Genomic DNA, 11,439 nt, shown 5'->3' on the forward strand with positions numbered 1-11,439 from the left:
AAGACTACATTTGATACTAAACCCCATCTTCATACTAGTTGTCCATGACACATGAATACGAATGTTTTATAATAACTCCAAGTTACAATGATTCAAGTTGAGATGAGATAAGAAAGGTGAGCTGAGACATGGCACAGATTAAAATTTTCGGGATCAAAGAAAAGCTAAATCCGATCAAAAAGCAACTTTCAGAGGTAATTCACTCTGCCGTGGTGGATGCGTTCAACTATCCTCCAAACAAGAGGTTTCATCGTTTCTTCCCTATGAATCATGAAGACTTTATATATGCCGATGGTCGCTCCGAGGCGTACACCATTATTGAGATCAGTATCTTTGAAGGCAGAACGACAGAAGCTAAGAAGCAACTCATCAACCTGTTATTTCAAAGAATTAACGAACTTTTGGGGATTTCTCCACAGGATCTTGAGATTACTATATTTGAAACCCCGAAACAGAATTGGGGCATTCGGGGTGTACCAGGTGATGAACTTCAGCTGAACTATAAAGTGAATATATGAGTGCAAAAAGACGCCCTTCATGACTTCATGAAAAGCGTCTTTCTTTTTCTATATTAGCTCAATGATTCCTAGCTATTTTACAGCGACATAAAAAAGTCTCGCCGCGTCATCTTCTGCTTCTACCCATTCAAAATCTGCATATACCTTCACATCACGAAAACCCGCTTTGGACAATTCTGCCTTCATCCAGTCTGGATCATAAGCACGCTGTACATGAATTTCCTCAAAACGCTGGTACAGATCGCGTCCTTCATGTTCTGCTTTGGCAAAGATACTGAGATGATGCTCAATTTCACAACGTAGAGTGTCCAATGCGCATGTCCAGATATACGAGATAGAGCGTTCATCCAGTACGAATGGTTGTTCTTCATCATAACGCAAAAAAGTCTGGGGGTGATGTACATCAAACAGAAAGGTTCCACCAGGCTTCAGACCAGCATACGTTCTGCGGAAAGTAGAAATGATATCTTCTTCCTCAAGTAAATAATTCAGGCAATCGCAAAAAGAAATGACAGAATCCACGGGCTCCGGTAAAATCCATTCTCGCATATCTTGCTGTATCCAGCGAACGCTTCCCTCACGAAACAATCGCTGTCCTTGAGGAGTGGTTTCCATTTTGCGACGGGCTACTGCCAGCATGTCAGAGGATAAATCGATGCCAGCCACCTCGAAACCCGAGTTAACCAGTGGAATCGTAATTGAGCCCGTTCCGCAGCCCAGCTCTGCCACTGTATGTGGCATACCGTATCGATCCCAAGCCTGCCGTGCAAAGCGCAACCAGTCCGGGTACGGCATGTCCTGCATTAGCTCATCATACACATAGGCAAACTTGCGGTAAGAAGCCATCTTTTATTCCCCATTCCCGTCCTTCGGTTTAGGCATTGTCTCCACCAGGTAGGTCCAGTTTTCTTTTTGTGTAACCAGTCCTTCCTTCATCAGCTTGCCCATCGCACGCTTGAAGGCGGATTTACTGATACCAAACCGTTGTTTGATAATATCCGGCGGCGTTGCGTCAGAATATGGCATGCCGCCACCCGGACGTTCCTTCAGAAATGCAATTAACCGATCCGCATCCTCATCACGGCCTACTTCCTTGCGTGGCGACATCGCCAGATTGACCCGACCATCTTCGCGAACAAGCGTGACCCGTACCTTAACCTCCTCGCCCAAGCGAAGCATGCGGTTACGTTCCGAGGAATGAATCATCCCTATTGCACCAAAACCAAGCACACCCCCGTCCACCAGGACGAATGTGCCCATCTGAAGCGGCTTGTACACCGTCGCCTGCACCCATGTATTAAGCCACGAACTAGGAGCATGGAAGCACAATGGAGCCAGTTCCTGCTCCCCTGCCAGCTTAGCTCGCAGTCTGCCTTGTTTGTCATGCTCCATAATGGCATACACGTAGTCACCCACACGAGGATGCAGATCCCGGTTTTCTGGCAACTCACGAATCGGCAGCAAAAGTTGACGACCCAGTCCCATCTCCAGGAAACATCCTAAACGCGGATGCACATCGGCCACCTCGAGCTTTGCCATTTCTCCCAAAGACAAGAACGGTTTTTTCATAGTTGCAGCCAAACGGTCCTCTGTATCGTGGAAGATAAATACCTCCAGCCGTTCACCCACCTCGATTTCACGAGTCAGCTCCGTATAATGCAGCAACACATCCTGCTCGCCGACGGTAAGGAAGTAGCCGAAAGGCGATACTTCACGATCCACCATAATGGTGACATAAGTACCAGCGATCAAACTCATACCTTCTCCACAACCTTAGCATCCGACCAGAGTCGTTCAATGTTGTAATATTCGCGTTCGTCGCGATGGAAGACATGCACTACAACATCTCCCAAATCCATTAGAACCCAGCGAGCAGAATCCATTCCTTCGATCCCTTTGATGGCTACACCTTCATCATGAGCGCGTTTGCGAATTTCGGTTACAATCGCCTGTACTTGTGTATCCGAATTACCGTGACAGATTACAAAATAATCCGCGACTAGCGATACTCCACGCAAATCCAATGCGACAATATTCATTGCCTTTTTATCATTAGCGGCCTCAACCGCCGTTTGCATTAATTTCTCATTCGTTAGGGTCATTCATGAACCTCCGTTTTTTTCTGTTTTAGCTGTTGAATCAAGTCATTGCGCGACAAGACCGTCAGCGGAAAAATAACCTTTTGCTTTTCCAGCAACAATGAAATTGTAGAGTCAAATCCAGCAATAAGGCCCTGCTCCAAACTTTTCTTTGCCTGTTTACGGATATGTTCAACCCCAGGGAAATCCCGCCCTGGTTCGATGTAATCAGCCAAACACACGACTTTGTCCAGCAGGCTCATACCTACACGTCCTGATGTATGCCAGCGGATTGCGTTCCTTATTTCCGGATCATCCACTCCGTAATCTCTTGCTGCAACGCAGTACCCTACCTCTGAATGCCAGAGCTGCTTGTCATGCTCCAATAGCTCCTGATCACATTCAGGATAGTTACGAATTACTTCTTCCATCTGTTGAACAGGCCAATATTTCGCCACATCATGCAAAATAGCCGCCAGTTCCGCCTTATCCGGGTCTGCTCCATAACGTTTTGCAAGCTCCACAGAGGTATGCATAACACCCAGCGTGTGTTTCCAGCGTTTTTCAGGCATCTGACCAGATACGGCTTCCATTAGCTGCTCACGGCTGTACTTCATACAAACCGCCCCTTGTAATATAGTCATGTACACGATCAGGCACAAGATAACGAATGGTACGGCCTTCTGCAGCACGCTCCCGTATATCCGTCGAAGAAATGTCCACCACTGGCATATCTGCCAGCAGTACCTTGTCCTGCAAATAATGTGGCAACTCATCCAACGCAAGCTGGAAGCCTGGTCGCCGCACCCCAATAAAACAAATCCGCTGCGCCAATTCCTCAATTCCCTGCCAATGAGGCAAGTAGTTCACCATATCCGCACCAATAATAAAATAAAAATCTACAGCAGGATGCAGCTCCTGAAGCTTCTTGATCGTGTCAATGGTATAGGATACCCCCCCGCGAAGCACTTCAATATCCAGCACTTCAAAAGCAGGATGACCCGCCACCGCTTCACTTGTCATCTTCAGACGCTCCTTGCCGCTTGCCCCCGCTTGATGCTTGTGCGGAGGAATATGAGAAGGCATAAACCATACTTGATCCAGCTCATAGGCATCTCTTGCCGCTTCTCCAGCCAGCAGATGTCCAATATGAATCGGGTCAAATGTACCACCCATAATACCGATTTTCATAATTTTCTCCCCGCGTATTATCCTCTAGGCAACTCGATTTGCTTATGATCACGAGATTCCTTGTACAAAATAATGGTGCTTCCAATAAGCTGTACAAGCTCGGAACCCGTCTCTGCTGCCAGTTCTTCCGCAATTTCATGTTTGTCGTCCAAACAGTTGTTCAAAATTTGTACTTTCATCAGCTCACGCTTTTCAATCGCATCATTGATGTGACGCATAAGATGCTCATTCGTACCGTTTTTACCTACTTGAAAAACCGGGTCCAAATGATGCGCCATAGAGCGCAGATATCTTTTTTGTTTACCTGTTAACATGTATATTTAACCCCTTCGTCGCCACATATGCAATGCGGCATTTCCATAATTTTAATGTATAATCCGACTTACGACAGGCTTCTCAGCACAGCCGCTCTCATTTGGTCTACTGCAGGGGCCACCCCCGTAAAATACTCAAAAGCCACTGCCCCTTGGTACACAAACATGCCCAAACCTCCATGTACAGTGCAGCCACGCTGTTCACGGCTTTCGCGTAAAAGTCTCGTTTCCAGCGGGTTATAGATCAAATCACTCACAATGATTCCTTCCGGAATCAGACTCGTTTCCACTGGAAGCTCATCAGATAAAGGAGACATTCCCACCGAGGTTGTATTAATCAACACATCCACTGTCGTGAGCACATTCCTAGCTTCCTCGTTGGAATAGCCCATTACTGGAATTGCTTCTGTCGTCCACTCCAATGCCAGTTGTTCAGCTTTGTCACGTGTTCGGTTCAGAATAATGACCGATTCAGGTTGCTCCTCCAACAGGGCATGAATCACGCCCCGAGCAGCCCCACCGGCTCCTAAAACAGCAATTCTTGCACCCTTTAACTCGACAGAAGTCTCTTCTTTGAGGGAACGCACGTAGCCAATTCCGTCCGTATTATAGCCCTTGAGCCGCCCATTGTCATTCACTATCGTATTGACAGCGCCAATGAGCCTGGCCCCTTCATCAATCTCATCCAGATATTTCATAATCTCAACCTTATGGGGAATCGTCACATTGACTCCGCGGAAATGCAAAGCACGAATCCCCTTCACGGCATCCTCCAGCTGATCCGGTGTGACATGAAGAGGTACAAAATCTCCATCAACCCCCGCTGCCTGTAAAGCTATTTTATGCATAAGGGGCGATTTGGAGTGCTTGATCGGATCACCCAATACGCCCAATAGTACAAGATCTCGTTCGATCGCTCCAGACTCCCCGCTGCTCATCGTTGTTCTCCCCCATATTACAAAATATTAGGCCGCTCAAATACATGAATGGCGGCAGGAACCAGGTTGTGTTCCTTGCCGCCCTATCACTTGGTTACAGCATTGTTAAATCAACGCAGGCCGCAAAAGCACACGGACTCCCCGAGGAGCATGAACCGCTACCAGAGCTCCGTTCTCGCTATTTACCCTAATCCATCCCAAACCGGATATATAGATGTCTGATGGAGATTTGCGTGGAACACGGAACTCATGTCTGGTCCATTCCGGCATCTCTGCCAATTGATCGCGTGTTGGCGGAGACAATAACTCCCCGGCATGATCAGCGAACAACTGATCAGCTCGCTCCAGCTTCGTACGATGTATTTTAAGACCACCGTTAATGTAGCAGGTAAATGATTGGTGCTGACCATCTACAAAATCAAATCGGGCCATACCGCCGAAAAACAATGTTTGTCCGGCATCAAGCTGATATGCAGCAGGCTTCAGCGGCTTGTCCGGCATAATTGCGCTCAAGTCCTGGCGGGAGACGATTTCACTGAACCGCCAAGGGTACACAATACCCGGAGTATCAATAATGTGCTTGCCGTCGTCGAGCGGAATATTCACCATATCGAGTGTAGTTCCTGGGTAACGGGATGTTGTGAGTTCCTGCTCCATATCGCTGTAATCACGGATCAAGCGGTTAATGAGCGTGGATTTACCCACATTTGTGGCTCCGACCACATATACATCGCGGTTACCACGCAGTTCAGATACCACATCCAGCAGACGGTCAAAGCCCTGATTTTTTTTAGCAGAGCACAGTACGATTTCTTCCGTACGTAACCCTTGCTCCTTCGCTTGCTTTTGTACCCAGTTACGTACCTTGTTCCAGTTTGTCACCTTAGGCAACAAATCGGTCTTATTGACTGCCAGTACAACCGGATTCGAACCTACAAAACGCTGTAGTCCGGAAATCAAGCTGCCTTCAAAGTCAAAAATATCTACAATGTGGATGACGAGCGCATCCTTGTCCCCAATCTGACTAAGCAGCTTCAAGAACTCATCTTGATCTACTGTCACCGAAGAGGTTTCATTATAGTTTTTGATCCGGAAGCAACGCTGACAGATGACCGGTTCGCGAGTTAATAATTTTTCTGGAATATATCCCGGAAGGTCCGGGCCAGTGGTCTGCATGACGATACCGCAACCACTACATTTGACGGCAGTTCCGCCGTCAGGTCTTTCAGTCATTCTTCTTTTCCTCCTCAAGCCATAAGCCTTTCTTGCGTAACCTTGTGAGCGCGATTCGCTCCAACCGTCGATTAAATCGGGTCATGACTCCTTCATCATGAATGGATATCGGTAGTACCAGAACGGTATGCAATCCCATTCGGTTGCCTCCCAACACGTCCGTCAACATTTGATCCCCGACCATAATAGTCTCTTCCGGAGTAAGCCCCATCATACGAATGGCTCTACGAAAGGACGAGTTGGATGGCTTCCGGGCGGCATGTATAAATTCAATGTCCAAAGGCGTAGCAAACACGGATACACGGTCCATATTGTTATTAGACACGATGACAAGCTTAAAACCCGCCTGTTTGACCTTTTCAAACCAGGCCACCAGCTCGGGAGTTGCGTTCGGCGCTTTTGCACCAACCAGCGTGTTATCTAGATCCGTAATAATGCCGCGATATCCTTGAGCATACAAGCCTTCAAGATCAATATCAAAGACGGTATTCACCCGTAATTTGGGCATCAGCATTTCAAACAACGTCGGTCACCTCAGTTTCATACGACAAACTATACCATATTACTATGGCTTAGTAAAAAGCTATCCGCAACAAACGGACAGCTTTTTACTAAACATATAGATTAAGATTAAAAATTGCGGCATCAAACCCAGTAAAAATAGACTAGCCTTCATCCTTCTGATCAGACTTTGCTCTTCGCCCAGCCCATCGTTTCATCCAGGGTCCTTTCTGCAATAGGGAGGCTTGCTGGCGAACACTACGCCAATCCTCCGCGGTTACCGCCGAAGGACTATAACGCGCTTGTTCAAAGCGTCCTAGCAACTGATGTAAAATCACAGCGCGTTCCGGTGCTTCTTGTGACCATCTGTCGACTGATTCCCTCAGTGTCTCATGGCTGGCACGGACAAAGCCTTTCCTTCGCATGTACCGTAACCAGTGTTCAGTTTCGACGACCACCTTTTCATCCGGGGTCAGCGGCTTACCTGTCCGTAAACGCAGCAGATAAAAGTGAATGTCTGCCCGATTACGCCAGATGATATAAGCTACCCACAGCAGAAGAATGGCAACAGCAGAGCCTATGATTACAGGATGAATCTTAAATCCTTCCCCTGGAGCCATCTGCGGGGCCTGCTCAGGCTGCTCTGGTTCTGGTTGATCTTTGACCTCTGAGGCGTCTGGAGTCTTTGTATCCTCCTGCTCTGTGAGTAACGGCATATCAAAGCCAGGCGTAGCTTCTACAGGAACCCAGCCATATTCGCCTAAATAGACTTCTGCCCAGGAGTGAGCATCCGCATTTGTCACAGAGTAAGAGGACATACTTTCGTCACCATCGCCCGTTGTCGCATCATCGGAAAATGTCTGCTGGCCAGGTGCATACCCTTTGACCCAACGAGCTGGAACCCCAACGGAGCGAGCCATCATGACTAATGAAGTGGAATAATAATCGCAGTAGCCCTCCCGAATCTCAAACAGAAAGGCATCCACGAAATCCCTGCTTCTTTTCCGCGAAAGATCCGGATTATTCGTATAGGCATAATTTTGCTGTAAATACTGCTGTAGCAATCCGACTTTTTCATACGGCGTTTTGGCCGTTGACGTTACGTTCCGAGCCAAATCACGAACCCGCTGCGGCAATTCGTCTGGAATTTGCAAATAGGCTTCCTGTTTGCTTTTTCCGTACAACTCATTAAAACTTTTTGTACGCAGTTCTTTCTCAGGGATTACAGGAACATGCGATACCAAGGTATACGTTTTAGGATAAGCAGTTCTTCGAGAGGATGGATTCCAAAGCAGCTCTGCCTGTTCCGGATTCCAACGCAACCCGTTTGCACGTGAATCTCTATCCACCGATTGAACACGATGCACCGAATAGGCGCCAAACAGAACGGGATAGCTCTGATCATTTTGCATTGTAACGGTCTGCACGACTTGTTCAGTAGAATGCCGCGTTTCTTGTGTGTTTTCAAGCTCAGCGGTCATCGGCACCTCATTTGGTGTTAGATCATCGTTCCCACCGTCACTCCAGCCTGTACCGGAATAGATTCGTTTTGTTTCTCCCCGCCAATAGCTTCGCTGATTAGTTGTGATGGTCATGACGGGCGAATAATCAAAATTAAAACCTCCACCCAACCGATTATCCTGGCGACTATAACCTGATGCAGTGTTCATGCGCTGATTCAGCGCCCCAGATCCATTGGTGGTTCCGGCGGTGGTTGAGCTAATACGCTGGGTCCACGCTGTATAGGGGTCCGTCAATGCAGGCTGTACCTCGGGCATATTCACACCCGCCATAATAATAAGCGCAAAAATGACAGCAATATTGGCCGCAATCTTATACGGATAACGCCGAATATGCTTCCATCCTTGAGGATAATGCTGACGAAAATACTGCAAATGCTGTGTCACTAGCCATCCCATACCAGCAAAGACGATCCAGGCAACCTCCTCCCACAGCACAGTTGGTGTGAAGGAATCAAGCACCGCCAGAGCTGCGATATTGATGCCCACAAAAACTAAAATCCGCTGCTTCGTTGTAACGATGAGCGGCACCATTTCAATAACTAACCAAGCAATGAGTGAAAACCAAACATAAGGAGACATGTTAGATATAAATTGATCCAGACGATTGGCTACCCCACCGAAGGGGATAATGATGGAGTAAGACACTAATGTCCGATACAAAATAAAAAACAGCGTTACCGCCTTAACGACAAATTCAATCCATGGACGGAATGGTAGTAAAATCTTCACCAGCGCCAGCATTGTAATAGTCGTCAGTACAAGTGCTCTTGTCTCTTCCAGCCATAATTCGGAAGCAAAAGACACCCATTGCATGGCAATAATAATAATCCACAAGAAAGTAAAGGCGAGGGCCCAGGAGCTCTTTAGCGATTGTAACCAGGTTTTCATTGTGTCCCTCCCCCCATTACAGCCGGGAGCTCTTCGAGGCTCTCAACATCGTAGCCCTTAAATCCCCTTGCACGAAGCATGCTCATCCACTTTTCAGCTTTTCCCTCGGCAGAGCCTTCCCCGATATATACGTGGCACGGGGTCATCCCCCGTGTATCAGCCCAACGAAGAAGTTCCAGTGCCTGATGATCCTTCAGCGGACTAATCAGTATAAAATAACAGCCTTGCGGAAATTGGCGCACACAGCTTTCTACAGCGGTCATCAAGCTGCCTTGCGAAGTGGTGTGGATGTCTACCAAGTGATGCATCATTCGTTGTCGTTCCATCGTCTGCTCACTTGGCTGAAAAACAGTCCCCTTCTCTCCAGCTGTACACAGTCCGACCCCCATCCGCTCCCGTCCACCATATTCCAGCAATGAAGCAGTAGAAGATACAGCTAGCTCAAACTGATCGGCGTTTACATAATGGTTTGTTTGTACGTCGAGCACAAGCATCGTTTTGGGAACGGTCTCATGCTCAAATTCCTTGGATTTCCAACTGCCTGTACGAGCCGTCGCATTCCAATGGATGCGTGAAAACCGATCTCCATATACATAATCCCGCACACCGTTGATTTGTGTCGTTTCACGACGCGTTCGAGTTTGAACGGTCTGCGGTCCAGACATCCTTGAACGGCGATCATTGATCTGCCAGTAGGGGATAAATACCGTTCGGGGGAGCACCCGAAATTCACCACGTGCATTCAACCTGCCCTTGTGCTCCAACAGGCCAAAGATGTCCTCGCTCACACATTCGGTTTCCTCAAAATAGTAGCTTCCTCGTTCTAAAGCAGGGGTTTGAAATGTAAGCTGGCCGCCCCCTTTCATACTGGGGATGACACTGTCTTCAAACGACCAGGATTCCCCCGTATGCCGCTTGAGCACCTCGCGAACAATGACATAGGGTAACGGAAGAAAGCCCGGAATGCTCAGACTGAGCTTTACGTGTACCTGATCTCCCGCATGCAGTAGTTCCCCGAACTCCGAGCCTTGCGAAAGCTGCCGATGGCCCTGTACGCGACGAACTCCACTCAGACCAACCATCCACAGATAAACGATTAACAGCGTAACCATTGACAACAGCATGACCGATGTTTTGCCACCCTGAAACAACAAATAAAGCAGGCACACCACCCATATAAGCAACATAAGCCAGATGCGACCTGATAGCCGGGGAAGCCTGCGCTTCCTTTTGACCATGTTCATTCCCTAAGACGCTCCATTCGTACGGGTACATGAACCTGTCGGAGAACGGACTGCAGCACGGACTGGGCGTTGGAGCTATCGAGGCGTGCTTCGGGACGAAGCAGCAAACGGTGCGTCAGCACATAAGGTGCCAGTGCCTTCACATCATCAGGCAGCACATAGTCACGGTTATCCTGAAAAGCGTATGCCTTGGCAGCCATTACAAAAGCAAGTGCGGCGCGTGGACTAGCTCCGAGCAACACGGATGGATGTTCCCTCGTCGCACGCACAATATCGAGTAAATAGGACGTCACCGCTTCATCCATATAGATATCTCTGATTTCCTGCTGGATGTCAGCAATCTGTTCCATATGCGCTACAGCCTCCAGACGGTCTGCTGGCTGGCCCGTCTGATGATGAAGCAGCATGTTTCGCTCCGTCTCCAAATCAGGATAGCCCAAGCTGATTTTGAGCATAAAACGATCTAATTGTGCTTCCGGCAGCATATAAGTACCTTCAAAATCAATTGGATTTTGAGTGGCACACAGCATAAAAGGATGAGGCAACATATGAGTGTCCCCATCCACCGTCACACTTCGTTCTTCCATAACCTCCAGCAGAGCTGACTGGGTTTTCGTCGTCGCCCGGTTAATTTCGTCTGCCAGTAAAATGTTAGTCATAACTGGACCCGGACGGAAATAAAAACGCTCGTCCCGTGGATGAAATATAGATACCCCTGTAATATCGCTCGGTAGAATATCAGGATTACATTGAACGCGGCGATAATCACCACGCATGGATTTAGCAAGAGCCTTGATCATTTGCGTTTTCCCCGTACCCGGAACGTCCTCGATCAGAATGTGTCCACCGGCCAGCATAGCCGTAAGCAGTAATTTTATTTCAAAGGATTTCCCTAATATGCATGATTCCAGATTAGAACGTATTGCAGATACAATCTGCACAGATTCTTGACGCACGGGCATAACTCTGTAAACCTCCTAGATAGCAACATGTTTCCTATTATTGTACATG

13 protein-coding genes are annotated in these 11,439 nt (G+C 47.9%); 1 reads left to right on the plus strand and 12 read right to left on the minus strand.

The genetic code is table 11. The features are described 5' to 3' along the window. Positions 1-128: 128 nt before the first annotated feature. The gene (locus ACU1JV_RS04280; protein ID WP_013372196.1) at positions 129-518 is read left to right on the plus strand and encodes a tautomerase family protein; all 390 of its coding nucleotides are present in this window, start codon (positions 129-131) and stop codon (positions 516-518) included. Between the two features lie 72 nt (positions 519-590). Here the strand turns inward: ACU1JV_RS04280 and ACU1JV_RS04285 are convergent, their stop codons facing one another. The 12 genes from ACU1JV_RS04285 to ACU1JV_RS04340 form a co-directional block, all read right to left on the minus strand. Further along, on the minus strand, positions 591-1,364 hold the full coding sequence (locus tag ACU1JV_RS04285; RefSeq protein ID WP_413986699.1) for a class I SAM-dependent DNA methyltransferase: 774 nt from the start codon (positions 1,362-1,364) through the stop codon (positions 591-593). A 3-nt stretch (positions 1,365-1,367) separates the two neighbouring features. Then, positions 1,368-2,276 carry a CvfB family protein gene (locus ACU1JV_RS04290; RefSeq protein ID WP_013372198.1) on the minus strand — a complete coding sequence of 303 codons (909 nt, stop codon included), beginning with the start codon at positions 2,274-2,276 and terminating at the stop codon, positions 1,368-1,370. Next, positions 2,273-2,620: a ribosome silencing factor gene (gene rsfS, locus ACU1JV_RS04295; RefSeq protein ID WP_013372199.1), complete on the minus strand. Its 348-nt coding sequence runs from the start codon at positions 2,618-2,620 to the stop codon at positions 2,273-2,275. The genes ACU1JV_RS04290 and rsfS overlap by 4 nt, the downstream gene beginning before the upstream one ends. Beyond that, complete coding sequence (yqeK, locus tag ACU1JV_RS04300; protein ID WP_013372200.1) at positions 2,617-3,213, minus strand: bis(5'-nucleosyl)-tetraphosphatase (symmetrical) YqeK; 597 nt, start codon at positions 3,211-3,213, stop codon at positions 2,617-2,619. The genes rsfS and yqeK overlap by 4 nt, the downstream gene beginning before the upstream one ends. Then, entirely contained in the window at positions 3,197-3,787 is a 591-nt protein-coding gene (gene nadD, locus ACU1JV_RS04305) for a nicotinate-nucleotide adenylyltransferase (protein WP_413986700.1), read from the minus strand. The genes yqeK and nadD overlap by 17 nt, the downstream gene beginning before the upstream one ends. 17 nt (positions 3,788-3,804) lie before the next feature. Next, positions 3,805-4,101, minus strand: a complete 297-nt coding sequence (gene yhbY / locus ACU1JV_RS04310; RefSeq protein WP_013372202.1) for a ribosome assembly RNA-binding protein YhbY — start codon at positions 4,099-4,101, stop codon at positions 3,805-3,807. Between the two features lie 68 nt (positions 4,102-4,169). Next, positions 4,170-5,039, minus strand: coding sequence for a shikimate dehydrogenase (gene aroE, locus ACU1JV_RS04315; protein WP_013372203.1), 870 nt, complete (start codon positions 5,037-5,039; stop codon positions 4,170-4,172). A gap of 105 nt (positions 5,040-5,144) precedes the next feature. Beyond that, on the minus strand, positions 5,145-6,272 hold the full coding sequence (yqeH, locus tag ACU1JV_RS04320) for a ribosome biogenesis GTPase YqeH (protein ID WP_013372204.1): 1,128 nt from the start codon (positions 6,270-6,272) through the stop codon (positions 5,145-5,147). Continuing rightward, positions 6,265-6,795: a YqeG family HAD IIIA-type phosphatase gene (locus ACU1JV_RS04325; protein WP_013372205.1), complete on the minus strand. Its 531-nt coding sequence runs from the start codon at positions 6,793-6,795 to the stop codon at positions 6,265-6,267. The genes yqeH and ACU1JV_RS04325 overlap by 8 nt, the downstream gene beginning before the upstream one ends. Positions 6,796-6,937: 142 nt before the next feature. Continuing rightward, the gene (locus ACU1JV_RS04330) at positions 6,938-9,184 is read right to left on the minus strand and encodes a transglutaminase domain-containing protein (RefSeq protein ID WP_413986701.1); all 2,247 of its coding nucleotides are present in this window, start codon (positions 9,182-9,184) and stop codon (positions 6,938-6,940) included. Further along, positions 9,181-10,428 carry a DUF58 domain-containing protein gene (locus ACU1JV_RS04335; RefSeq protein ID WP_413986702.1) on the minus strand — a complete coding sequence of 416 codons (1,248 nt, stop codon included), beginning with the start codon at positions 10,426-10,428 and terminating at the stop codon, positions 9,181-9,183. The genes ACU1JV_RS04330 and ACU1JV_RS04335 overlap by 4 nt, the downstream gene beginning before the upstream one ends. Continuing rightward, a complete protein-coding gene (locus ACU1JV_RS04340; RefSeq protein ID WP_413986703.1) occupies positions 10,425-11,390 on the minus strand; it encodes an AAA family ATPase in 966 nt (321 codons plus the stop codon). The genes ACU1JV_RS04335 and ACU1JV_RS04340 overlap by 4 nt, the downstream gene beginning before the upstream one ends. Positions 11,391-11,439: the final 49 nt, after the last annotated feature.

Source organism: Paenibacillus sp. T2-29 (assembly GCF_052921365.1).